The 24,153-nt window shown below is 54.9% G+C and carries 26 protein-coding genes and 1 pseudogene; 18 read left to right on the plus strand and 9 right to left on the minus strand.

All coding sequences use genetic code 11. From position 1 onward, the window contains the following. Positions 1-96: 96 nt before the first annotated feature. The 8 genes from GNG29_RS10745 to GNG29_RS10780 all read left to right on the plus strand — a co-directional run bounded on the left by GNG29_RS10745 (position 97) and on the right by GNG29_RS10780 (position 9,828). A complete protein-coding gene (locus GNG29_RS10745; RefSeq protein WP_156655470.1) occupies positions 97-1,089 on the plus strand; it encodes a sensor domain-containing diguanylate cyclase in 993 nt (330 codons plus the stop codon). Between the two features lie 51 nt (positions 1,090-1,140). Then, positions 1,141-2,106, plus strand: a complete 966-nt coding sequence (locus GNG29_RS10750) for a sensor domain-containing diguanylate cyclase (RefSeq protein ID WP_103179577.1) — start codon at positions 1,141-1,143, stop codon at positions 2,104-2,106. Between the two features lie 166 nt (positions 2,107-2,272). Further along, entirely contained in the window at positions 2,273-3,724 is a 1,452-nt protein-coding gene (locus GNG29_RS10755; RefSeq protein WP_156654465.1) for a tagaturonate reductase, read from the plus strand. Positions 3,725-3,956: 232 nt separating this feature from the next. After that, positions 3,957-4,871, plus strand: coding sequence for a bestrophin family protein (locus GNG29_RS10760; RefSeq protein WP_103179579.1), 915 nt, complete (start codon positions 3,957-3,959; stop codon positions 4,869-4,871). Between the two features lie 151 nt (positions 4,872-5,022). Next, positions 5,023-6,018 (plus strand): alpha/beta fold hydrolase, encoded by a 996-nt coding sequence (locus GNG29_RS10765; RefSeq protein WP_114387092.1) that lies wholly within the window; start codon positions 5,023-5,025, stop codon positions 6,016-6,018. A 48-nt stretch (positions 6,019-6,066) separates the two neighbouring features. Continuing rightward, positions 6,067-6,807 carry a response regulator gene (locus GNG29_RS10770; RefSeq protein WP_114387091.1) on the plus strand — a complete coding sequence of 247 codons (741 nt, stop codon included), beginning with the start codon at positions 6,067-6,069 and terminating at the stop codon, positions 6,805-6,807. After that, the gene (locus GNG29_RS10775) at positions 6,804-8,105 is read left to right on the plus strand and encodes an ATP-binding protein (protein ID WP_156654466.1); all 1,302 of its coding nucleotides are present in this window, start codon (positions 6,804-6,806) and stop codon (positions 8,103-8,105) included. Before GNG29_RS10770 ends, GNG29_RS10775 begins: the two co-directional genes overlap by 4 nt. Before the next feature lie 532 nt (positions 8,106-8,637). Then, the gene (locus tag GNG29_RS10780) at positions 8,638-9,828 is read left to right on the plus strand and encodes a cytochrome c biogenesis protein/redoxin (RefSeq protein ID WP_156654467.1); all 1,191 of its coding nucleotides are present in this window, start codon (positions 8,638-8,640) and stop codon (positions 9,826-9,828) included. On the opposite strand, the gene tam is transcribed toward GNG29_RS10780, so the two are convergent. Both tam and GNG29_RS10790 read right to left on the minus strand, forming a co-directional pair. Further along, positions 9,829-10,587 carry a trans-aconitate 2-methyltransferase gene (tam, locus tag GNG29_RS10785; RefSeq protein WP_156654468.1) on the minus strand — a complete coding sequence of 253 codons (759 nt, stop codon included), beginning with the start codon at positions 10,585-10,587 and terminating at the stop codon, positions 9,829-9,831. A gap of 87 nt (positions 10,588-10,674) precedes the next feature. Next, positions 10,675-11,259, minus strand: a complete 585-nt coding sequence (locus tag GNG29_RS10790; RefSeq protein WP_103179584.1) for an NUDIX domain-containing protein — start codon at positions 11,257-11,259, stop codon at positions 10,675-10,677. Positions 11,260-11,345: 86 nt separating this feature from the next. Between GNG29_RS10790 and GNG29_RS10795 the strand changes: the two genes are divergently transcribed. The 5 genes from GNG29_RS10795 (at position 11,346) to GNG29_RS10815 (ending at position 13,826) form a co-directional block, all read left to right on the plus strand. Then, positions 11,346-12,101 carry a DeoR/GlpR family DNA-binding transcription regulator gene (locus GNG29_RS10795; RefSeq protein WP_103179585.1) on the plus strand — a complete coding sequence of 252 codons (756 nt, stop codon included), beginning with the start codon at positions 11,346-11,348 and terminating at the stop codon, positions 12,099-12,101. A gap of 64 nt (positions 12,102-12,165) precedes the next feature. Beyond that, positions 12,166-12,525 carry a hypothetical protein gene (locus GNG29_RS10800; protein WP_139156342.1) on the plus strand — a complete coding sequence of 120 codons (360 nt, stop codon included), beginning with the start codon at positions 12,166-12,168 and terminating at the stop codon, positions 12,523-12,525. A 154-nt stretch (positions 12,526-12,679) separates the two neighbouring features. Continuing rightward, positions 12,680-12,982 carry a metalloregulator ArsR/SmtB family transcription factor gene (locus GNG29_RS10805; RefSeq protein WP_156655471.1) on the plus strand — a complete coding sequence of 101 codons (303 nt, stop codon included), beginning with the start codon at positions 12,680-12,682 and terminating at the stop codon, positions 12,980-12,982. After that, complete coding sequence (locus GNG29_RS10810) at positions 12,972-13,403, plus strand: YeeE/YedE family protein (RefSeq protein WP_156654469.1); 432 nt, start codon at positions 12,972-12,974, stop codon at positions 13,401-13,403. Before GNG29_RS10805 ends, GNG29_RS10810 begins: the two co-directional genes overlap by 11 nt. Positions 13,404-13,412: 9 nt before the next feature. Next, the gene (locus GNG29_RS10815; RefSeq protein ID WP_103179589.1) at positions 13,413-13,826 is read left to right on the plus strand and encodes a DUF6691 family protein; all 414 of its coding nucleotides are present in this window, start codon (positions 13,413-13,415) and stop codon (positions 13,824-13,826) included. A 9-nt stretch (positions 13,827-13,835) separates the two neighbouring features. Here GNG29_RS10815 and GNG29_RS10820 read toward each other — a convergent pair whose 3' ends face one another. Then, the gene (locus GNG29_RS10820; RefSeq protein WP_156654470.1) at positions 13,836-14,393 is read right to left on the minus strand and encodes a GNAT family N-acetyltransferase; all 558 of its coding nucleotides are present in this window, start codon (positions 14,391-14,393) and stop codon (positions 13,836-13,838) included. Positions 14,394-14,557: 164 nt separating this feature from the next. Here GNG29_RS10820 and grxB point away from each other — a divergent pair, with 164 nt between their 5' ends. Further along, positions 14,558-15,193 (plus strand): glutaredoxin 2, encoded by a 636-nt coding sequence (gene grxB / locus GNG29_RS10825; RefSeq protein WP_156654471.1) that lies wholly within the window; start codon positions 14,558-14,560, stop codon positions 15,191-15,193. Between the two features lie 113 nt (positions 15,194-15,306). Continuing rightward, complete coding sequence (locus tag GNG29_RS10830; protein WP_103179592.1) at positions 15,307-15,624, plus strand: YebG family protein; 318 nt, start codon at positions 15,307-15,309, stop codon at positions 15,622-15,624. A 174-nt stretch (positions 15,625-15,798) separates the two neighbouring features. Here the strand turns inward: GNG29_RS10830 and catA are convergent, their stop codons facing one another. The 4 genes from catA to GNG29_RS10850 form a co-directional block, all read right to left on the minus strand. Further along, complete coding sequence (gene catA / locus GNG29_RS10835; protein ID WP_103179593.1) at positions 15,799-16,461, minus strand: type A chloramphenicol O-acetyltransferase; 663 nt, start codon at positions 16,459-16,461, stop codon at positions 15,799-15,801. A gap of 177 nt (positions 16,462-16,638) precedes the next feature. Beyond that, positions 16,639-17,595, minus strand: coding sequence for a sensor domain-containing diguanylate cyclase (locus GNG29_RS10840; protein ID WP_156654472.1), 957 nt, complete (start codon positions 17,593-17,595; stop codon positions 16,639-16,641). Positions 17,596-17,927: 332 nt separating this feature from the next. Continuing rightward, a complete protein-coding gene (locus GNG29_RS10845) occupies positions 17,928-18,695 on the minus strand; it encodes an alpha/beta fold hydrolase (protein ID WP_156654473.1) in 768 nt (255 codons plus the stop codon). A gap of 73 nt (positions 18,696-18,768) precedes the next feature. Further along, on the minus strand, positions 18,769-19,590 hold the full coding sequence (locus GNG29_RS10850) for an alpha/beta fold hydrolase (RefSeq protein WP_156654474.1): 822 nt from the start codon (positions 19,588-19,590) through the stop codon (positions 18,769-18,771). A gap of 150 nt (positions 19,591-19,740) precedes the next feature. On the opposite strand from GNG29_RS10850, the gene GNG29_RS10855 reads away from it, so the two are divergent. Further along, positions 19,741-20,208 carry a MarR family winged helix-turn-helix transcriptional regulator gene (locus GNG29_RS10855; RefSeq protein ID WP_156654475.1) on the plus strand — a complete coding sequence of 156 codons (468 nt, stop codon included), beginning with the start codon at positions 19,741-19,743 and terminating at the stop codon, positions 20,206-20,208. Between the two features lie 86 nt (positions 20,209-20,294). On the opposite strand, the pseudogene GNG29_RS10860 reads toward GNG29_RS10855, so the two are convergent. Both GNG29_RS10860 and GNG29_RS10865 read right to left on the minus strand, forming a co-directional pair. Further along, positions 20,295-20,580: pseudogene (locus GNG29_RS10860) on the minus strand (ISNCY family transposase); the annotation flags it as partial. A gap of 181 nt (positions 20,581-20,761) precedes the next feature. Beyond that, entirely contained in the window at positions 20,762-21,667 is a 906-nt protein-coding gene (locus GNG29_RS10865) for a LysR family transcriptional regulator (RefSeq protein ID WP_156654476.1), read from the minus strand. A 116-nt stretch (positions 21,668-21,783) separates the two neighbouring features. Here GNG29_RS10865 and GNG29_RS10870 point away from each other — a divergent pair, with 116 nt between their 5' ends. Both GNG29_RS10870 and GNG29_RS10875 read left to right on the plus strand, forming a co-directional pair. Continuing rightward, on the plus strand, positions 21,784-23,193 hold the full coding sequence (locus GNG29_RS10870) for an MFS transporter (RefSeq protein WP_156655473.1): 1,410 nt from the start codon (positions 21,784-21,786) through the stop codon (positions 23,191-23,193). Positions 23,194-23,285: 92 nt separating this feature from the next. Next, the gene (locus GNG29_RS10875; RefSeq protein ID WP_156654477.1) at positions 23,286-24,122 is read left to right on the plus strand and encodes an alpha/beta fold hydrolase; all 837 of its coding nucleotides are present in this window, start codon (positions 23,286-23,288) and stop codon (positions 24,120-24,122) included. The last annotated feature ends 31 nt before the right edge of the window (positions 24,123-24,153 follow it).

Genomic DNA, 24,153 nt, shown 5'->3' on the forward strand with positions numbered 1-24,153 from the left:
ATAAAAGGGTGATTATATCGGAAAAATCGTGTGATGAACGGAACTGACAGACTCAGTAAATCCCCTCGCGTGCCTGGCAGTCGGTTTATCAAACGCATGTATCTGATGCGAATGCTTGGAACCTTTCTCTGCTTTATCCCTATTCTCTCCGTCCTGCTGGAACAGCAACGTTCCGTCTGGCTTATGGGATTGCTGGCTATCAACGCCTTTGTCTGGCCAACCCTGGCCTGGTGGCGCGCCCGGCGTTCTCCGACGCCGCTCTTTACCGAACATCAGAACCTGGTTTTAGACGCCGGGGCAGGCGGCTTCTGGATCGCCATGATGGCGGTCAATCCGCTGCCTTCCGTCGCCATTGCCACTATCTTACTTGCCGACCGGCTGGCGGCGGGTGGCTTCCCGTTGATGAAAAAGGCCGGGGCGGTGATGGTGGCGGTCTTTATGGGGAGCTGGCTGGCGCAGGGAATGGCGCTGGTGCCGTGGGTGTCGCAGCGCACTCTCTATGCCACGCTGCCGTTGATTGCTATCTATACCGTGGCGCTCAGCGTGCTCACCAACACTATCGCCGTGCGGCTGCGCTTTAAATCACGCGAGCTGGAGCGTATTGCGATGATGGATCCGCTGCTGGACATTGCCAACCGGCGTCTGCTGGAGGAGCGTATCGATCATGAGCTGCATAAATTGCAGCAAACCTGCCACGATTCGGCGCTGATGTTTATCGATATCGATAACTTTAAAGAGGTCAACGATCGCTACGGCCACAAGGTGGGAGATATGCTGTTGGTGACAGTGTCACAAATTTTGCATATCGCCAGCCGTCAGAGCGACACCCCGGCGCGACTGGGTGGGGACGAGTTTGTGATCCTGCTGCCCGATACCACCCTCGACGAAGCGCGGATAGTCGCTACCCGCATTATGGATGCGGCAGCGATTATCAGTGACGTCGCGGAAGAGGCGGTCCATTGCACAATGAGTATTGGCATTGCCTGCGCCACCCGGGAGATGGGAAATGTTACGGACTGGTTACAGGCTGCCGACGCCGCACTGTATCAGGCGAAACGCGATGGTAAAAACCGCATATTTGCCCACTAACTGGCCTCAGTATGCGCTAAGCTTTTAAAAAGCCTGACGTCCGGAGTCTGTATGAAATCACCCTCACTACCCAACAATGAAGCAAAGCGTCTCAGTGCCTTGCGTGAATCCGGGCTGCTTGAACCAGAAGATCACCCGACCTACGCGCGTATAACCCGGCTGGCAAGACGCGTGTTTGGCGTGCCGGTGGCGATGATCAATCTGGTTGACGAGCACGTTGTGGTCGTTAAATCCACCGATGGTGGCGACCCGACCAGCCTGCCGCGAAATCTCTCTTTTTGCGGCCATACCGTCCTTAGCGATGCACCGCTGGTGATCCCCGATACCCTTGACGATACCCGCTTTGCCGATAACCCCCTGGTCACCGACGATGATCCTATCCGCTTTTACGCGGGTTATCCGCTGCGTCTGCCCGGTGGGGCCGCGGTGGGATCGCTCTGCATTATCGATCACTATCCACGCCCTTTTTCGCCTTCTGACATTGAGGCGCTGGCCGACCTGGCGGCACTGGTGGAAGCGGAGTTTGCCGCCGCCAGCGCCAGTATCACCGACCCGCTGACCGGGCTCTACAACCGCCGGGGCTTTCATCATCTGGCGACCTATGCCATTCGCGCTGCCCGCCGTCGGGCTGAGCCTTTAACCCTGGCCTGGCTGGATCTCGATCGTTTTAAGCAGATAAACGCCCGCTATGGCCGCACAGATGGCGACAACGCCCTGAAGGCGATGGCCGGTCTGCTGAGCTCCACCTTTCGTGAAGCCGACGTGCTGTCGCGCTACGGCGGGGATGAGTTTGCCATCTTGTTTGCCAACAGCGACGAAAAGGGGGCATGGATCGCCATGCAGTTTTTAACCGAACAGGCGGCGAACTGGAACGAGCATGCCGAATATCCGTGGGCGCTATCCTTTTCCTGGGGCGTGCGCGAGTTCGATCACGACCGCGACGATCTCAAGAGCTGGCTGACCACTGCCGACCAGATGATGTACTCCATGAAACAGCAGCGAGGTACCGGATGTTGAGAAGGGAGAAGTAAACCCCGCAGGCGTTCTGGTCTACAAATTCATATAGATCCTGTCACAATTCACACCGGAATTGATCAAAACCGGGGTTTGTGGTCGTAAAGTTTGATAAGTTATCGTACCAATCTTATCAGGCTGTATGACTAATCATTACAAGGACCCCATTGTGAACACACTAAACCGTCGTGATTTCCCCGGTGCTCTCTATCCTGAACGTATCATCCAGTTTGGTGAGGGCAACTTCCTGCGCGCGTTTATTGACTGGCAGATCGATCTGCTTAACGAGCATACCGACCTCAACGCCGGTATTGCGATTGTGCGCCCCATCAAAAGCGATTTTCCGCCTTCGCTGAGCACTCAGGACGGCCTGTATACCACCATCATTCGCGGCCTGAACGAGCAGGGCGAAGCGGTCAGCGACGCGCGTCTTATCCGCTCGGTGAACCGTGAGATCAGCGTTTACGATCAGTACGATGAATTCCTGAAGCTGGCGCATAACCCGGAGATGCGCTTTGTCTTCTCTAACACCACGGAAGCGGGGATCAGCTATCACGCCGGGGATAAGTTTGAGGATGCGCCTGCGGTCAGCTATCCGGCAAAACTGACCCGCCTGCTGTTCGAGCGTTTCAGCCGTTTCAACGGGGCCGCCGATAAAGGCTGGGTTATCGTGCCGTGCGAATTAATTGACTACAACGGTGACGCCCTGCGTGAGCTGGTACTGCGCTATGCTCAGGAGTGGGCGCTGCCTGCGGCCTTTATCCAGTGGATCAACGACGCCAATACCTTCTGTTCCACCCTGGTTGACCGTATCGTCACTGGCTATCCGCGCGATGAAGTGGCAGAGCTTGAAGCCTCTCTGGGCTATCACGATGCCTTCCTCGATACCGCTGAACACTTCTATCTGTTTGTGATCCAGGGGCCAAAAACGCTGGCACAGGAGCTGCGTCTCGATAAGCTGGCGCTGAACGTGCTGATTGTTGACGACATCAAGCCATACAAAGAGCGCAAAGTGGCGATCCTCAACGGCGCACATACCGCGCTGGTGCCGGTGGCATTCCAGGCGGGGCTGGATACCGTGGGTGAAGCGATGAACGACACCGAAATCTGCGCCTTTGTCGAAAAAGCGATTCATGAAGAGATTATTCCGGTGCTGGATCTGCCGCGCGATGAGCTGGCCTCGTTTGCCAGCGCGGTAACGGGCCGTTTCCGCAATCCGTATATCAAACATCAGCTGCTGTCGATTGCCCTGAACGGCATGACCAAGTACCGGACCCGCATTCTGCCGCAGCTTCTGGCGGGGCAGCAGGCCAGCGGCAAACTCCCGGCCCGTCTGACCTTTGCGCTGGCGGCCCTGATCGCCTTTTACCGTGCGGAACGTAACGGCGAAAGTTATCCGGTGCAGGATGACGCGCACTGGTTAACCCGTTTCCAGCAGCTGTGGACGCAGCATCATGACCAGCAGATCAACACCCGCGAGCTGGTGACCGCGGTACTGAGCGTCAGCGAGCATTGGGAACAGGACCTGACCCAGGTGAGCGGGCTGGTAGAACAGGTTGCGCAGGATCTGGATGCCATTCTGCATCAGGGCATGCGCGCCGCCGTCAAACCGCTCTGCTAAGCCATGGAGCCTCCCTCTCTCCTGACGGGAGAGGGGGAGCGCCCGCATAGGTTATCCTGACCGGTTACCTTTTTTAGTTACAACATACTTTAATCTCTTTTTATTCGAGCAGGATGAAACACCGTGCGGTCTGAACAGGCTTAGCAAAACGACAGCATTTTTTAACAAACTTGCAACCGTGATAACGATCACGTTTAATAGTCACCGCTCTTTTTTCCCGATGAAGCTGACTATGATCGTTCGACCCCAACAGCACTGGTTGCGTCTTATATTTGTCTGGCACGGTTCCGTGCTGACCAAAATCTTTTCCCGCCTGTTCCTCAATTTTTTGCTCTCCATCGTGGTGATCCTGATGTTGCCCTGGTATACCTCGCTGGGCATCCGGCTGACGGTCGCGCCGTTCAGCATTCTTGGGGTCGCCATCGCAATCTTCCTCGGTTTTCGAAACAACGCCTGTTACGCCCGCTATGTTGAGGCGCGACAGCTGTGGGGGCAGCTGATGATTGCCTCGCGCTCCCTGTTCCGGGAAGTGAAGAACACGCTGCCGGACGATCCGGCGTTAGGGGAGTTTGTCCGCCTGCAGATCGCCTTTGCCCACTGTCTGCGCATGACCCTGCGCAAACAGCCCCAGGCCGGGCAGCTCTCAAAATACCTGTCAGCAGAGAACCTGCGGGCCGCGATGGACTCCAGCTCCCCGGCGAACCGCATCCTGCTGATCATGGGGGAGTGGCTGGCGGTAAGACGCCGCAATGGTGAACTGTCGGATATCCTGTTTCACAGCCTGAATATTCGCCTGAATGATATGTCCACGGTGCTGGCGGGCTGCGAGCGGATCGCCAATACCCCGGTGCCGTTCGCCTACACGCTGATCCTGCACCGTACGGTCTACCTGTTCTGCATCATGCTGCCGTTCGCGCTGGTCAGCGATCTGCACTACATGACGCCGTTCGTCTCGGTATTGATTTCCTATACCTTTATCTCGCTCGATACCCTGGCGGAAGAGCTGGAAGAGCCGTTCGGCGTCGAGAATAATGACCTGCCGCTGGATGCCATCTGCAATGCGATGGAGATTGATTTGCTACAGATGAACGACGAGCAGGAGATCCCGGCGCGCAAACTGCCGGACAAGTATTACCAGCTGACGTAATTTCCCGGGTCATCGGGCCGCCTTTTGTATCGCAGTGTATCTGCGCGCGAGCGCGATACACCGCCTTGCAAAACGGCCAAATCTGCACATATTCGCCATACATCAGGGTGATGAGATAAGCGGGTCGAATAGCTGACCCGGAGAAACCACCATGATGAACAAACTGGCTTACTCAACCCTGGCCTTAACTCTCTCATTCGCCACCGTATCCGCCTGTCAGGCCGAGGCGGCAGGCAGCGATTATCACGCGGCCTTTAAGCAGATCCACCAGATTGACGCAGGCGATCTGAATATTGGCTATGTCGATATCGGGCCGAAAAACGGCGAACCGGTGATCCTGCTGCACGGATGGCCGTACGATATTCAGAGCTATGCCCAGGTGGCTCCCGCGCTGGCGGCAAAAGGCTACAGAGTGATCGTCCCGTACAACCGCGGTTTTGGCACCACGCGTTTCCTCTCCTCTACCACCCCACGTAATGGCCAACCGGCGGCCATGGCGAAAGATGTGATTAACCTGATGGACGCCCTGAAAATCAAACGCGCGGTCTTTGCCGGTTACGACTGGGGCGCGAGAACGGCGGATATTGTGGCGGCGCTGTGGCCGGAGCGCGTGAAATCGCTGGTTTCGGTGAGCGGGTATCTGATTGGCAATCAGCAGGCGGGGGCGAAACCGTTGCCGCCGAAGGCCGAACTGCAGTGGTGGTATCAGTTCTACTTCGCCACCGAGCGCGGTGAGAAGGGGTATGCGGCCAACACCCACGACTTTGCGAAACTGATCTGGACCCTGGCATCCCCCGGCTGGAAATTCAGCGATGCGACCTTTAACGTCAGCGCCAAAGCGCTGGATAACCCGGATCACGTGGCGGTGACCATCAGCAACTATCGCTGGCGTCTTGGGCTGGAGCGGGGTGAAAGCCGTTACGACAGCTATGAGCAGAAGCTGGCGGCCGCACCGACCATCAGCGTGCCCACCATCACCATCGAAGGTGATAACAACGGCGCACCGCATCCGGAGCCTGCGGCGTATGCGGCAAAATTTACCGGCAAGTATCAGCATCGCACCTTTACCGGCAATATCGGCCACAATCCGGCCCAGGAAGATCCGCAGGATTTCGTCAAAGCGGTGGTGGATGCGGACAAGTTATAAGCCAGCTATGCTATTTTTTTGCCCATCGCTGAAAAACAGGAGCTTAGGGTGGAGACAACCGATCACATTCTTGTCGTGGATGATGACAGAGATATACGCGAGCTGATCGTCGATTACCTGGTGAAGTCCGGCTATCGCGCCACGGGTGCGGCCAACGGCAAGGAGATGCGCGCCGTGCTCGACAGGCAGGCCGTGGATATGGTGGTGCTGGATATCATGATGCCGGGGGACGATGGCCTCACGCTCTGTCGCCAGCTGCGCAGCGGTCAACATAAGGATCTGCCGATTTTGATGCTGACCGCGCGCCATGACGATATGGATCGCATTCTGGGCCTCGAGATGGGCGCAGACGACTATGTGGTTAAACCCTTTGTGGCGCGTGAGCTGCTGGCGCGGATCAAAGCGATACTGCGCCGGTTTCGCACGCTGCCGCCCAATCTGCAGGTGACCGAAGCCGGACGGATCATCGCCTTTGGCGACTGGCAGCTCGACACCAGCGCCCGTCATCTGCTGGACGCTACCGGCACCATCGTGGCGTTGAGCGGGGCGGAGTACCGTCTGCTGCGGGTATTTGTCGATCATCCTCAGCGCGTATTAACCCGCGATCAGCTGCTTAACTTCACCCAGGGGCGGGATGCAGAGCTGTTTGAACGTTCAATCGATCTCCTGGTCAGCCGGGTGCGCCAGCGCTTAAATGAGGATGCGCGCACACCACTGTATATAAAAACAGTACGTAGTGAAGGCTATGTCTTTTCGATGCCCGTCAGCATTATTGAGGCCAAAGAATGAGGCTCTGGCCGCGCTCGCTTCATTACCGCCTGCTGCTGATTGTCCTGCTGGGGTTGCTGCTCGCCAATGGTCTGAGCCTGACGCTGGTGCTGGCCGAGCGGATGAGCAGCGCCCGGCACGTGATGCTCGGCAATCTGGAAGATGATGTTTCCACCAGCGTGGCGATTCTGGACAGGCTGCCGGCCAATGAACGGGCGCAGTGGCTGCCGCGTCTTGAGAGGGGCAACTATCGTTATCTGTTGGGGCCAGGTGAGCCGGGGGCACCTCCGGCCGATGCCCGTTCACGGGATGCAGTCCGGACCCTGACGGAGACGCTCGCAACCCACTATCCGCTGCGCTTCACGGCGGTGCCGGGGCCTGTTTCGCACATTCAGGCCCACCTGACGCTAAGCGACGGCTCGCCGCTGACGCTGGATCTCACCCCCCGCATGCCCCCGGTCGCCCGCTGGCTGCCGGTGGTCTTTGTGATCCAGCTTTTATTAGTGGTGATCTGCGCCTGGCTGGCGGTGCGCCAGGTGGTGCGGCCCTTTACCCACTTTACCCGGGCAGTGGACACGCTCGAACCCACCAGCCCCAATCCGCTGACGCTCACCGAACAGGGGCCGCTGGAGGTACGTCAGGCGGCGCGCGCCTTTAATGCCATGCAGGCGCGGATCCAGGCGTCGCTCAAGGAGAGGGCGCAGATTCTGGCGGCTATTTCGCACGATCTCCAGACGCCCATTACCCGTATGCGGCTGCGCGTGGAGATGGCCGATCAGCCGGATCTGCGCGACAAGCTCACCCAGGACCTGGACAGCATGACGCGCCTGGTGCGCGAGGGAATAGACTACGCGCGCTCGTCCGGCGTGGCGCCTGAACCGGTTCGTAATGTCGATCTCTATACCTTTATTGATACGCTGGTCTGTGACTACAGCGATACCGGCAAAAACGTGCAGTTCTCGGCGGTGAGAAACCACATGCCCTTTGCAACCCGTCCGCAGGCGCTGCACCGGATCCTCACCAATCTGCTGGATAATGCCCTGAAGTTTGGCGATAAGGCAGTGGTGACGCTGACGACAGGTGATAACAGAGTGCAGATTGCCGTGGAGGATAACGGGCCGGGTATTCCGGAGCATGAGCTGGCGGCGGTGTTGCAGCCCTTTTACCGGGTGGAGTCTTCCCGTAACCGGGAAACCGGGGGGACGGGGCTGGGGCTGGCGATAGCGGCACAGCTTACGGGGCAGTTGAACGGGGAGTTGCAGTTGGTGAACCGGGCTGAAGGGGGGCTTTGCGCACGGATAACGTTGCCGATGGTTTGATTTTGTACCCTATCGCCGGGTGGCGGCGTTGCCTTACCCGGCCTACAACATAGCGATGCTAAAGCAATCGAATCATTACAGTAGGTTAAAAGACATACAGCGACGCCCGTGTCCGGCTGAAAATCGCTGAGGCGTTGACCGCAGGCCGGGGCGAGGCGCATGGACGCGCCGAGAGGGGGCGACCTACATGGATGTAGGATCGCCCCCGACCCGAAAGCCGAAGGGAATAAGCCGAAGGCACCGCAACGCGGCGATTTTCTTTGCCGGGAGCCGGGGTAGCCAGGGGGGAGGCGGCGAGCCCCCCTGGCACGTTCACCGGTTCCTTTGTACCAGAGGAGCAAGGAACGTAAGGTGAACGGAACCACCTCGGTAGCCACATGTATACCCGTACCCTTCATCACGCCAATTGTACCGCAATGTATCTCCGCTCAACGCCCATACATCACCTGACAAAAAACCCTATCCCTCAACACACCGCAAACACATCCCCACGCTGTAATGGCCTCACTATCAACTGGTAAGTGAGGTGTTTATGTTTCTTGTGATCGCATTTTTAGGCGGCATGGTCAGTCTGCTCAGCCCCTGCACGCTTCCCGTTATTCCTCTGCTGTTCGCCGGATTCCGCGGCCAGCGGCGTCAGCTTGTCGCTATGCTGTGCGGTATGGTGATGATGTTTACCCTGGTCGCCAGCCTGATCGCCGTCGCCAGCGACTGGGTGGTGAGCGCCACCATCGTGGGACGCTGGGTGGCGCTGGTGCTGCTGAGTCTCGCCGCCCTGGCGTTGATCTTCCCATCTTTAGCGCAGCGTATCGCCGGGCCAGCGTTACGCCTCGGCAATATGATCAATTCCCGGAGCAACTCTACCCGCGGCTTAGCCTCGGCGGTGCTCGCCGGGCTGGCGGTCGGGCTGCTGTGGTCGCCCTGCGCCGGACCGGTGTTAGGGGCCATTCTCAGCCTGAGTCTCGCGGGTCATAGCCCGATTGCCACCGGCAGCCTGCTGGCAGCGTATGGCAGCGGCTGTGCAGTAATGCTCGCGCTGCTTGGCTTCAGTGGGCAGGCGCTTATCGCCCGCCTGAAAGCCAAATCGGGTCTGATGGAGGGGCTGCGAAAAACCGCGGGGGTGATGATGCTGATGTCCGTTGCGTTTACGGCGTTTGGTCTGAACAGCCTCTTTCAGGGAGCAAACGGGCTGGCCGACCGGCTGGAGAAAACGCTGCTGCAACTGGCGCCAGGGAGCCAGACTCCGCCGACCCTTCAGCCGGTGGCACAGCCGGTCACCACCAGCGCGATGCCCTCTCTGGAAGGTGGTACAGGCTGGCTCAACGGCGAGCCGGTCAGCCCGGCGTCGTTAAAAGGCAAAGTGGTGCTGATCGACTTCTGGACCTGGGACTGCATTAACTGTCAGCACTCGCTGCCGTACGTTCGCGACTGGGCCAACAAATATTCGTCACAGGGTCTGGTGGTGATCGGCGTCCATACCCCGGAGTACCCGTGGGAGAAACCGCTGGCCTCGGTGCAAAAAGCCATTAACAAATGGCAGCTGCCGTACCGGGTGGTGACTGACAATAACTATAAAATCTGGACCGCCTTTGGCAATCGCTACTGGCCTGCACACTACTTCTTCGATGCCAAAGGGCAACTGCGTTACGCCTCTTTCGGCGAAGGGAATACTGACAAGCAGGAGCAGGTGATCCAGCAGCTGCTGAAAGAGGCAAAAGCGTAGCTACGGTGCGCGTCGGGCGATGATAAACAGCCGCGGAAAGGCCAGCAGTATCTGCCCGTTTTCCTGAAGTGGATACTGCTCCTCCAGCAGCTGATGATAGCGATGCAGATAGCGCTGCTGCTCACTCTCATTGAGATCCTGAAGCCACGGACGCAGGCCGGTGGCGCTTACCCAGTCGACGATCGCCTGGTGGGAGGCCATCTGGTGATAATAGGTCGTACGCCAGATATCCACCTCGCAGCCTGCCTCGGTCAGGATATCGTAATAGGCATGAACGCCGGGGAGCGCTGTCCGGCCGCGATCCGGATAATCCTGTTCAAACGCCACCTCACGCATCAGCACGTGGGTGGGCTCCAGGTCGTTATCCGGCATCTGGATAGCCAGTACGCCGTGCAGTTTCAGCATTGAGACCAGATGCGGCAGCAGCTCATAGTGATTCTCTACCCACTGCAAGGAAGCATTGGCGTAAACCACGCTCAGGGTGCGTTCGGGACGGTAGTGGCGAATATCCGCCTCAATAAACCGACAGCCTGGCAGGGTGGCTCTGGCTTCTGCGAGCATGGCGGGCGAGGTATCGACGCCGGTTATCTGCGCCGTGGGCCAGCGCTGCTGCAACAGCGCCGTGCTGTTGCCCGGTCCGCAGCCGAGATCGACCACATCGGTAACGTTATCCAGCGCAATCCGGGACAGCAACTCTAAGGCGGGGCGGGTGCGCTCCGCGCCATATTGCAGATACAGGCCAGGGTTCCAGTCGGTCATGCGGACATCTCCAGTTTGCTCTTTTCTGAAGTGTAGATGATGAGGTTTCAGACATGACAGAAATCCCTTTCTGTCGGTGCGCGGATGTTAGACGATCTTCTTCAGGGCGACGTGGTAGAGCAGCATGATGGTTTTGCCGTCGACGATAGTGCCATCATCAATGGCCTGGAGCGCCTGTTCTATCGGCCATTCCAGCACTTCGATATCTTCACCTTCGGCCTCGATACCGCCCCCTGCGCCGGTGCGATCCCCTGCGTGATATTCCGCGATGTAGAAGTAGAGCTTCTCGGTGACGGAGCCGGGGCTCATAAAGGCTTCGAACACCTTCTCCACCTGGTCAATCTGGTAGCCAGTCTCTTCTTCCACTTCGGCTTTGATGCGCTTTTCCGGGGCCATGTTATCAAGCAGGCCTGCGGCGGTTTCGATCAGATAACCGTCGTGACCATTTATATAGACCGGAAAGCGAAACTGGCGGGTGAGGATCACCGTTTTTTTCTCGCGGTTATAGAGCAGGATGGTTGCGCCGTTTCCCCGGTCGTAGGCTTCGCGGTTCTGACGCTGCCACTCCCCGTTGCGACGACGCAAATCGAAGGTATATTTTTTGAGTGTGTACCAGTCATCTGACAGCGTTTTGCTGTCAAGAATGCGTACTTCTGCACGAGTTGATTGCACGATGCCTCCTGAATAGGTAGAGTGACCATCATAGTCTGCACATTCGTGCAATATCAAGATCAAACATGCAGCCTCAGGAATCTCTCATGCTCACCCGTCAACGCAAACAACTGATCCTTGAAAAACTGAATACCGAAGGGGAGGTGCTCTCTAAAACCCTCAGCATCGAATTTCAGGTATCGGAAGATACCATTCGCCGGGATCTGCGCGAGCTGGCAGCCGAGGGGCGTTTACAGCGGGTGCATGGCGGCGCGCTGCCAGCATCAAAAGCGGTATCCAGCTTTGCCGAGCGCAGCCACCTTGGCATCGACGCCAAAAAGCGGGTGGCGCAGAAGGGGGTTGAGCTTATCTCACCGGGACAGGTGGTGATCATTGATGGCGGGACGACCACGACCGAGCTGGTTCGCTGCTTGCCGGCGGATCTCTCCTTTACGGCGGTCACCCACAGTCCCGGTATTGCGCTGGCGCTGGTGGACCATCCCCGGGTTGAGGTGATCCTGATTGGCGGGCGTTTGTTCCGCCACTCTATCGTCACGGTGGGAGCCGCCGCGATTGAGGGTATCGAACGTATCCATGCAGATCTCTTTTTTATGGGAGTAACCGGTATTCACCCGGAAGCAGGGTTAACCACCGGTGATTATGAAGAAGCATGCATCAAACGCGCATTTTCCGGCAGGGCCGCCGAAACGGTGGTGCTGGCGTCGCCGGAGAAGATAAATACCGCTTCACCCTTCCTGATTGGCGAGCTTTCACTCATTAACACCGTAGTGGTTGAACCGGATACCGACAGTCGCTGGGTTGAGGCAGTGGTTGGGCAGGGCGTGTCGGTTGTTAAAGCGTGATACGGAAATGCTGATCGCAGGAAGAGCGTAGCCGTATAAGCTACGCTTTTGCAGTAACCTGTTCATGACTAAGGACTGCGTGATGCTGCAAAAAATCAGCCTTCTAACCCTTGCCTGTTTACTCTTCACCGGCTGTATGTCCATGTCCGGTGAGGGCACTTCACCCGAAGAGAAGAAGTTTCGTAAAGTCGAGGCCGCGGCGAAAGAGTGCGCCGAGATTGTGAAAAACCAGACTATCGAACTCACCGCCGAAGGCAAAGACGCCGACACCCGCTGGACGACCCTCGACTATGTGGGGCCCGATCAGCGTACCCGCACCGTAGAATATCGTACCTCGTCGGTGCTGGATAATGGCGAACCGGGCAGAGCGTGGCAAAGCTGTATGTCGGATAAAAAAGCGCTGGTGCCTGAGCTGAAATTATAAGGTCAGGCCACATGGGGAAGAAAAAAATGCCGGCAGCCATCTGCCGGTTTTTTTTTGCTATGCGGCCCGGCTCACAATATACTAAAATACATTATATAAATATGTATATTGATAGGTGCATATCGTGACTACGAATAGCGATATTCAGGATGCAATGAAACAGGCGGCACTGGGGGCTGCGGAGCTTTTGCGCGGTTTGTCCAATGCGGACAGACTGTTGTTGATGTGTCAGTTAAGCCAGGGGGAAGCGAACGTCGCGCAGCTTGAAAAGGCGGTGGGGATCCGTCAGCCCACCCTGTCCCAGCAACTGGGCGTATTGCGGCGTTTAAAGCTGGTAGAGACCCGACGTACAGGTAAACAGATTTTCTACCGGATTGAGGATCCGCGGATCTTCACGCTGCTCAACACCTTATATGACCTCTATTGCCCACAGAAAGGTGCCGATCATGATCGTTGATTTCGCTCACTTTACGCCGCTGAGTAGCCTCGCGGGGGGGATGTTAATCGGGCTTGCCGCCATACTGCTGATTCATTTCTGCGGGCGAATCGCCGGGATCAGCGGCATTGTGGCGGGGATGCTGACGAAACAGACCCGTAACGAGGGGTGGCGGATAGCCTTTTTAGCCGGTCTTATCGGTTCACCTCTGCTGTTCAGCCTTTTCTTTCCCTTACCTGAGATAACGGTTCAAACCTCGTGGCCACTGATTATCGTGGCTGGCCTGCTGGTGGGCGCCGGGACGCGTCTGGGATCCGGGTGTACCAGTGGGCACGGCGTCTGCGGACTGTCGCGTTTTTCCAGACGTTCCCTTGCGGCCACGCTGACCTTTATGGCGGTCGGTATTATTATCGCAACGCTGGCCGGTTTCTGGCTCGGTTAAGGAGGAGATATGTTAATGGTCATTGCCGCGTTTCTGTGTGGCCTGATTTTTGGCGTGGGTTTGCTGATAAGCGGGATGGCAAATCCTGAGAAGGTGCTTGGCTTTCTGGATCTCTCTCAGCCCTGGGATCCCTCTCTTGCCTTCGTGATGCTCGGGGCGATTGCGGTGGGGATAGTCGGCTTCAGGTTAGCTAAAGGCAAACAAACGTCGTTTTGCGGGGCGCCGATCCGGCTGCCGGAGAATAACACCGTAGACCGCGCGCTGCTGATGGGCGCTGTTCTGTTCGGCCTGGGTTGGGGGCTGGCGGGTATTTGTCCCGGACCGGCGCTGGTCTTACTGGGTACGGGCGCAGGGAAGGGAGTGCTGTTTGTGTTGTCGATGCTGGCCGGAATGTGGTTCGTGAACAAGGTCCGGCCAGCGTAACACCGCGATTCAGGACATTGACTCCGCTTCTGGCAGAACAAGGGAATTGAGGACATGGTCCTGCCAGATCCCGTTTATCTTGAGGTAGGAGTGGGCATAGCCCTCTTTGACAAACCCGAGGCTGGCAAGCGTTCTACTGCTGCGCGCGTTATCAGGAAGATGGTTTGCCATAATCCGGTGAAAGCCGTAATGCATCTGTACATAATCCAGAGAGTCTTTAAGCGCCTCTTGCATGAGTCCTTTCCCCTGATGAGCGTGGTCGAGAGAGAAACCGAGATAGCACGCCTGGAAAACCCCAAAGATAAAATTGGTGAAATTAATGCTGCCGATGATGTTATTTTCACCTTTTAACGTGAAAACGATTTGCAGACATTTTCTTGCTTCATAATCTTTCTGCGCACTCGCAATCCGTTGGGACACGCTATCCAGTGTGAAATAGTCTTCATTACGCAATGGCTCAAAGGGCGCGAAATGTGAGCGATTTTCCAGCAGGAAAAGCTGGAGTCTTTCTGCCCGGTCGGGCGTCAGCAGCCAGACATCTGTACGTTGAGTGGAAAATAACTTCATATGTATATCTCATTAACATTGTGGTTACATCTATTGTACTGATTACAAGATTGATTTTCAGCTGACTTCAACCTACTAAAGTTAGACTGGTAACCCTGACCCGATTTGCCCGATCCTGTCAGGTCATTCCTCCCTCATCCAACTGTATAAAGAAAGAGAGCGCTATGAAACTCTATGTATATGAGCATTGCCCGTTCTGTATCCGCGCGCGAATGATCTTTGGTCTTAAAAAGGTGCCCTTCGAGCTGGGCGTGATAATGGAAGGGGATGTCGAAACGCCAACCCGTATGGTGGGCAGAAAGGTCGTGCCGATCCTGCAAAAAGAAGAGGGCGCTTACATGCCGGAAAGCATGGATATCGTCCATTATGTCGATCAGCTTGACGGCACGCCGGTGATTAAAGGTGAATGCGATCCCCTGATTGAGGCCTGGTGCAAAGAGAACACGCGCACCGTCTTTAACCTGGCGATCCCACGTTTTACGCGGGCAGATTTTCAAGAGTTGTCCACCCCAGCCGCGCGCGAAGCCTATACCCAGCGTGAGATAAAAGCGTTTGGCGATCTGGAGGCATTATTGGCCAATAGTCAGGCCTGTATCGATACGCTGGTGGATGAACTGGCTAAAATCGAGCCTTATCTGCGTGCCAGACACCCGATAAGCATCACCGATTTTTACCTTTTCCCGGTGCTGAACTCGCTGACAATTGTGAAAGCGTTCCCGTATCCGGACTACCTGAGCGGCTATCTGGACCACGTTGCGACGTCCTGTAACGTACCGCTGTTTACCGATAAGGCGTTGTAATTGAAGGGGGGCCGCCCCCGAACATATTAAGCAGGTTTACCCAGCGCATTTTTGGCTGCAACACAAACCGGGAAGTGTTATACTGTATATAATTACAGTATAGGGGGTGCATAATGGCTGTTGAAACAAAATATGTTGTCGTAAGAAAAGGTGAAGAGAAAATGACATTTGCCAGTAAGAAAGAGGCTGACGCTCACGACAAACTGCTCGACCTCGCAGAAGCGTTCACCGACTGGCTGTTGCAAAGTGACATGCAGATGGATGAAACGCAGGCTGAAAATCTGGGGCTCTATCTCGCCGAGCAGAAAGAGGCCGTGCAGCATATTCTGCGTACCAGCAAACTTCCCGATCTTAATGCCGCAACAGCAGCAGAGAAAGCAGCGTCAGATGAAGGTGGCAGTAAAAAAATCAGAGCAGTTAAAGCTGCCTGATCAACACATCATCGCTGAGCCTGTCGCCGCAAGCGGGTAACTGCTTGCGGTTTTTTTTGTCATATGCCAGGCACAGATGGGTAAATGTGGTGAGGAAGGCAGGAAGCGGGCAGAGCATTAACATAATCGTCATCGCCTGGACCCGTTTCTCGCTTAACTACAGAAGCGGCCCGTTTAAGCGCGGTGCGGTAAGTCGCTCATTATCTCTTGTATTTCATTGAACAGTCTTGCCAGATGGAAACCATCGCAAACGGAATGATGGACCTGAACGGCGAGCGGCAACAAGGTCTTTCCATCCTGTTCGTAGTATTTGCCAAAGGTGAACATGGGCGCGAAAAAGTTCTTCATGTTTGCAACGTTGACATTGAAACTGGTAAACGTTGCCCAGGGAATAGCCGATACGAAAAATATATTGTCCGGTGACTCGCCCTTAGGCCAGTAAGAAAGGTTATTCCCGTAGCGTGCAACGTCCTCAGAATAGGTTTTTTGGAAGTGCGCCATATTGCCATCGTAATAACTCCATATTGATGAGAATGTCTCCGTTTCATTATGGAAAATGGTGTAGCTCGGATAAACTTCCTTCCATATAACCAGTTCATCGTCCTTCATAGCCATACGAAACTCGGTATGCCTGTTTACCACCTCAGAAATGATGGAGATGATAGTAGGGTAAAACTTCCAGCCAACATCTTTAATATGTTTCAGCAGATCGGTGATGTCTAAATTAACGGTCTGGTTAATGGTGCTCTGAGCAAAAGACTGAAATACCGCAAAATGCTCCTTCCTGGCCCAACGAGATAAGTCAACAGGCGTATATTCTGGGATTGTTTTTTTCATTTTTCACCCTTTGATTAGCGATGTAATTCAGCGTTCAGCTAAGATTTTTCCATGATAAACCAGCATATCTCATTATCACTCTGATATGCATCGGTAAAGTGAGGCTGATTGCCAGTTACGTTAAGAAGAGCGGTGGCTGCGACGGTACCTTAAAGATTGCTGCGCAAAGCGCTCCTTTTAAAGCTGTCTTCTGCGCTTCACTGAGTACATCACTTCGTCACTCTTTTTGATCATTTCGTCAAGCGACGAATAGTGGCCCTGATCATTGTGCAGAACGCCAGAAGAGTAATTGATGTTATAGGGTTTACCTGATTTTTCGTTGTAATCGTCCACCCCCCGACGAAGCGCATGCAAAAAAGCTTCCGTAGCACTCCGGGTGGTAATGAGCACGGCGAATTCGTCCCCACCCAGCCGACCGGCAATATCGCCGGGATTGAGGAACTGAAACAACAGTCCTGAGAAGACTTTCAGAACCTCATCGCCTTCAGCATGCCCCCAAAGATCATTGATAGGTTTGAATTTATCCAGATCAAAAAAGATAAGGCTGAACGGTGTATTACGCTCAGTGAGGGTGCGGAACCGTTTTTCTCCTGTCCGGTAAAAACCCCGCCGATTCGCTATTCCGGTCAGACTGTCGGTCATCGCCATGCCGATGACCTGAAATTCATCCTCAACAATGAAAGCCAGATCCTTGAGTGAAGCAATATCCTCGTCGTTAAAGCTGCGGGGGATGGTATGAATGAGGCAAAGCGTACCTGCCACTTCTCCGTCAGGGAGATGCACCGGATAGCCAGCGTAAAATCTGATGTAAGGTTCACCGGTGACCAGGGGATTATCATGAAAACGCTCATCAACAGATGCATCGTTAACGATAAAAGCGCCATCCTGCAAAATGGCATGCCCACAGAATGAGATATTACGTGGCGTTTCCCGGACACCGAGACCCTCGCATGCAATCAACCATTGTCGCTCGCGATCCAGCAGGCTTATCAGGACCACAGGTACCTGAAAGATTCGCCTGGCAAGCCGGGTAAGACGATCAAAACGCTCATCGTCTCTGGTATCAAGCAGGTCTGCGAGATAAAGCGACTTTAGTCTTTCTTCTTCATTTTCCGGTATGCCGGGGAATTTCATAGAACCTCAACGACTTATGCGCGTTTTTGATATTTTCATCTACACCACAATATTCTTTAGCTGAGTATAGGATAAGCAGAAATTACCCGCCTGTCTGGACACTGACATCTGTTTCTGTCGGGGCTTGTCAGATAAAGAACCGTATCCATTTTTAAAAATGGGGACTCGTTCGCGAAGATAGAGAGATCGTCCGCCTTTACCGCAGGCGGACGATCTCTCTTCTGTTTATTTCGAAGGCAGCAGACACTGTATACCCCGGCGGTTGCACCGCAGAAAAAAGTCCGGGACAGTGCCTCTGACGGGGAAGGGCGTCAAAGAGAGGACAGAGACATTTATTTCGCGGCTTCCTCAATAAGTGTGGCTACGTCCTGAGGATGAGAAACCATCACGACATGAGATGCCCCTTTGATCACCACGGTGTGCTTTGATCCCGCGCGTTCAGCCATAAAACGCAAACTTTGGGCAGGGATATTTTTATCGCCATCACCATAAATGAAGTAAGAGGGCACTGTTTTCCAGGCGGGGGCTCCCGATTTTTCAGTTAATGCTGCTTCGGTCACGGGTCGTTGTCCTGCCGCCATCAGCGCAGCTTTTTCAGCTGACACGTCATGAGCGAATTGCTGGTGGAACTTCGACTGCTCAATGGACAGATCGACATTACCATCAGCCAGCTTAACCGGCGTGGAAAGCGCCTCGCCAAGCGTGCCTCCGGGGAATTTCCCCGCCAGTTCAGCGGCAGCTTCACCCGCGTCAGGAGCAAATGCGGCGACATAAACCAGTGATTTAACATTTTTCGTTTCCCGGGCTGCGTTCGTTATTACCTGGCCGCCATAGGAATGTCCGACAAGTACCACAGGTCCTTTAATATTGCTCACAACAGAAGAGACGTAAGCCGCATCAGTCGAAACACTGCGCAGCGGATTAGCCGCTGCAACGACGTTATACCCATCTTTTTGCAGGATACGGGTGACATCATTCCAGCTAGATGAGTCAGCAAAGGCTCCATGAACCAGGACAACAGTCGGCTTTGCGGTTTCGGCGAAAGCACTGGCAGACAGCAGAGCGGTAGCAATAGCGAGGGAGGCAACAAATTTAGACATGATAGTTTCCCTTTAACTCAGTTGATGAGGTATGCGTATGATGGATGTGGCCTGTATGGAACAGGCCACCTCGTTAGCCGCGAATAAAGCCCAGTACGTCAGCATTAAAGCGGTCGGCCTCTGTCTCAGCCAGACCATGTGAGCCGCCGGCATATATCTTCAGTGTGGCGTGCGCAACGATCTCAGCGGCGCGGTGTGCTGATGCCTTAATGGGCACAATCTGGTCATCGTCACCATGAATAATCAGAGTAGGGCGATCAATCTGCTGCAGATCGCGTGTGTAGTCGACCTCGGAGAACTCATGGATGCAGTCATATTGTCCTTTAATACCTCCCTGCAGCCCGATCCTGCGAAAGTTTTCCCGCAGCCCGTCATTGGTTGGTACATGGTCGCGATTGAAGCCATAGAATGGAATGGTCAGGTCGAAGAAGAACTGAGCACGGTTTTTAGCCGTTCCTTCGCGAATGGCATCAAATACCTCCAGCGGAGTGCCGTCGGGGTTAGCATCCGTCCGGAGCATCTGAGGAGGTACTGCGCCAACCAAAACAACTTTAGCTACACGGGAAGTACCATGACGACCGATATAATGTGCAACTTCGCCACCCCCTGTGGAATGGCCTACTAAAATCAGGTCCTTCAGATCCAGTGCTTCAATAAGTTCGGCCAGATCGTCAGCATACCGATCCATATTGTTGCCATGGAATGTCTGGTCCGAACGCCCGTGGCTGCGCCGGTCATGAGCGATGACTCTGAAGCCATTCTGGCTGAAGAAGAGCATCTGCTGATCCCAGGCGTCTGACGATAACGGCCATCCGTGAGCAAAGAGGACTGGCTGACCTGAACCCCAGTCTTTATAGAAAATGCCAGTCCCGTCTGTCGTTGTGAATGTGGACATATCGTTCTCCTGTTATGAATTGTATGTTGCTGCGCAATTGATTTGTGCGCGACTTGTTTGTGTGTGAATTAATCTGGCATTACTTTTTGTTGTTGTCAATCGCTTGCAATTAAATCGTACACAAATTATTTTAGAAGGACTGGAGAACATATGACTAAAGAGATAAATACCGGGGAGTTACTCCCGGATGTGCACGGCATGCTCTGCTTCTCGCTATACTCCGCGGGACATGCGTTTACGCAGCTCTATCGCCCAATGCTCGATAAGCTGGGATTAACCTATCCCCAGTACCTGGTGATGATCACGTTGTGGAATCAGGATGGACGCACAGTGAAGGAGCTGAGTGGAATACTCTTCCTTGAGTCCAGCACGCTCACGCCTTTACTTAAGCGGCTGGAGAGCGCGGGGTTGATCACCCGGACACGCAATCCGAAGGATGAACGTGAAGTGCTTATTCATCTGACAGAGAAGGGGGATACACTGAAAATTGAGGCCAGCAATATCACGCGCTGTATTGTGGATACCCTTGGAATGGATGCGGATGCAGTTGCTGACATTAAATCATCAGTCGATAAGATCCGCGATCGGCTACACCGGGCACAGAGACCGGACAACTGATGATGCGATAAAGGCAATAGGGTCCTGTATAACATGAAGTTGTAGGGGGATATCTTCTGGTATTCATCCGGGGGATAAACCCTGAATAGCGACCGGACCGTTTCTTTGGACAGGTGAACATCGTGCAGTTCTGCGAGTTTTTCACCTGCAAGCGTCGGCCCGAAGTCGGTATAGCGTTCTCGGATAATATTGAGTGCGTACCGGGCAAGACCATCAGGCGTTAGCCATACCTGGTGGGCCAGTTTCACGGTAACGCGACAGAAGGCATCTGCACTGACGATCGGAGATACCCAGCCGCTGCGCGACCATCTGAGTGGCCAAACGCCGGTCGACAAAATCCAAAACGAAAAACACAGCTGAATGTGCCATCATCGGAATCCATCGATGCTGAATCTTACTGTGAACTGCCCAGACCGGACATTATAATTTTGCTATCACTATGTTAGTGCGCATAATGTATATTATGTTAAATGCGATCTATGGCAGCAACGCAGACGTACCGGGCCTCGTATTACGCGCCCAGCTTTATCCCCTCGCCTCAACTTCTCATTCATCACCGTACACTCCGACACACCTCAAGCACTTTTTCTCTTAGCCATCGATGACCGGGATCTTTTTCCATTCTCGGATGCCACATCTGCGACACCGTGATGGTACGGGTCTTGAACGGCAGTTCGAATACATGCAGTTGCTCTGTCATCTGCGGGTTTTGCAAATACAACGCCGGAACCATGGCGATAAGATCCGATGCCAGCGCCACGGACAACGCCGTCGGAAAGCCAGGCACCACGCTTGCCACCTTACGGGACAAACCTGACTCCGCCAGTGCATCATCCACAAACCCATGTAATGATCCATTGGGCGCGGCCACCACATGGCCCCAGGCAACATAATCCTTTACGCTGATTTCCGGTAACGATGCCAGCGGATGCGTCTTCCGCACGGCGCCGACAAACCGGTCCTGAAAAAGTCGCTGCAGGCGAATTTCCGGCCCCATATTGCCCTGGACGCCAATCTCCAGATCGACCAGACCCTCGCGCAGATAGCGCGACGTTTTTTCAGGCTTGGGCGCAAAACGGAGACAGACATCCGGGGCGGCCTCCGCCACCGCGGCAATCAGCGCCGGGCCAAACGCGACGACAAATCCATCGTTGGCCCGGATAGTGAACAGGCGCGCCAGACTTTCCAGCCTGAGCGTCTCCATTGACGGCTGCAACACTGCCCTCGCCTCCTGAACCGCATTTCTGGCGCGATCCCGGGAGGCTTCTGCCCAGGGGGTCAGCACCATATTTCGTCCGGCCCGCACCAGAATCGGATCGCCTGTCACCTCGCGCAGCCTGTTGAGCGTGCGGCTCATGGCAGATGCACTCAGGTTTAAGCGCCGTGCAGCACCGGCCACGCTCGCTTCTGCCAGCAGAATGTCGAGGGCGACCAACAGGTTAAAATCGGGATCGGACATAATAAACCTCAGATAAGGCGTTCGGTGCAATGATTAAGTGTAAACCATGCGTCTTCCGCCTTATATACCTCGTGCTTATAGTTTCGTCATTAACCCCCCCTTAAGGAGTTCAGATGATGACGCTATTTTCAAACCAACCCGGTGATGAGGGGCTGCCTGGCCCGGCGCGCGCCCGGGTGATGATCGCCGTAATGGTGACCACCCTGATGGGGGTGTTTGATGGCACCATGATCAACATTGCCCTGCCCTCTATGGCGCAAGCGATGCAGGTGCCTGCAAGCTACGCGGTCTGGTTCGCCAACGGTTATCTGCTCTCTGCGGCAATGACGTTGATGATTTTCGCCTCCCTCGCGACGATCTATGGCACTCGCCCCATTTTTCTGTCAGGGCTCGCCACCTTTACGCTGACCTCACTGGGCTGCGCACTGGCAACTACCCCAGAAATGCTTGTGGCAATGCGTATTATGCAGGGGATCGGCGGCGCGGCGACGTTAAGTATTGCTCCGGCGATCCTGCGCGGCGTTTTCCCGGGACGACTGCTTGGCCGCGTGCTGGGTCTGCATGCCCTGCTTATAGCATCCAGCACCGCCATTGGCCCGGTGCTGGGCGGCACGATACTGGATACCCTGAGCTGGCAATGGTTGTTTGCCATTAACATACTTCCGGGAACCTTAGCCCTGTTGCTGGCTTTCAGGGCGCTACCCGGAAAAACAACGTCCGGCAAAACTGCGTTTGACCTTCCTGGCGCGCTGCTGTCAGCCACCCTTTTGGGGGCAATGATTATGGCGGCGAACAGCCTTCACCAGGTGGCGGTCTGCTGGGGACTTCTCGCCCTGTTCAGCACGATGCTGTTTATCTGGCATATTCGCCGCGCCAGGGCGCCCATACTGCCGCCCGTTATATTCAAGAACGGACGTTTCACCCTCGCGGCATTAACGTCACTGGCCTCTTTTGTCAGCCAGGGGATCACCTTTGTTGCGTTGCCTTTTCTGTTTCAGAGCGTATATGGCTACAGCCCCGTTATATCCGCGCTGCTGTTCGTGCCCTGGCCTATAGGTATTGTGCTGATCGCACCCCATGCCGGCCGCTGGGCAGACACGGTTTCTGCGCCGCTGATCTCGACTCTTGGGCTGGCCATCTTTGTTGTGGGGTTGATTCTGCTGGCGATGCTGCCCGCCTCGCCTTCCGTATGGGATATCGGCCTGCGTAGCCTGGTTTGCGGCATCGGATTTGGATGTTTTCAAAGTCCTAACAACCGGGAAATGTTGTCGAATGTTGCTCGCGAACAGGCAAGCTATGCATCCGGGGTATTATCCATTGCCCGAACTTTCGGGCAGTGCCTGGGCGCCGCTGTTGTAGGTATCCTGCTGACCCTCATCTCGCCGGTAACCGGCCAGACGTTAAATGAACGGGCTGTCCATTTCGCTCTGTGGGTCGCAGTTGCTGCGTCTGTCGCTTCAGTGTTGTTTAGCCTCAGCCGACTGCGCAGAACGCATGCGTTTTCGTTGGGAGGAAGCAATCGTTAATCTTCTCAACTAGACTTCTTAGCGGCTGTACGTCTTTAACTGCGGACGCAGCCCACTTCACTCAGGTTCTTTTATTCCCCGAGAGGTCTATCATGTCATTTGTTACCACCAACGATGATGTCAGTATCTTCTATAAAGATTGGGGTCCTAAAGATGCACAGCCCATTTTCTTCCACCACGGCTGGCCATTAAGCGCTGACGACTGGGATAACCAGCTGTTGTTCTTTTTAGCTGAAGGTTTCCGCGTTATTGCCTCCGACCGTCGTGGTCATGGCCGCTCAAGTCAGGTCAGCGATGGACACGATATGGATCACTACGCCGCCGATGTGTCTGCCGTTGTGGAACATCTGGATCTGCGTAACGTTGTCCATGTTGGTCACTCCACCGGCGGCGGACAGGTTGCGCGCTATGTGGCGAAATACGGTCAACCGCAGGGGCGCGTGGCGAAAGCGGTATTAATCAGCGCCGTACCGCCATTAATGGTGAAAACGCCGGAAAATCCAGGCGGTACACCATTGGAGGTTTTTGATGGATTCCGTAAAGCGCTGGCCGCAAACCGGGCGCAATTTTATCTCGACGTGGCGACGGGCCCCTTCTACGGCTTCAACCGAACGGGGGCTGAAATATCTCAGGGAACTATTCAGAACTGGTGGCGGCAAGGGATGATTGGCAGTGCGAAAGCGCACTATGAAGGCATTAAAGCCTTTTCCGAGACGGACCAAACCGACGATCTGAAAGCGATTACCGTGCCGGTGCTTATTTTGCAGGGTGATGACGATCAGGTGGTGCCTTATAAGAATGCCAGCCTGCTTCAGGATGAACTTATCAGCAACAGCACGCTGAAAGTTTATCCAGGCTATCCTCACGGGATGCACACCACGCACCCTGATACGATCAACAAAGACTTACTCGATTTTATCCGCAGCTAAGTCAATGATTCGGGTGGCCTTCGCCACCCGT

This window comes from Leclercia sp. Colony189 (genome assembly GCF_009740165.1).
GTDB lineage: Bacteria > Pseudomonadota > Gammaproteobacteria > Enterobacterales > Enterobacteriaceae > Enterobacter.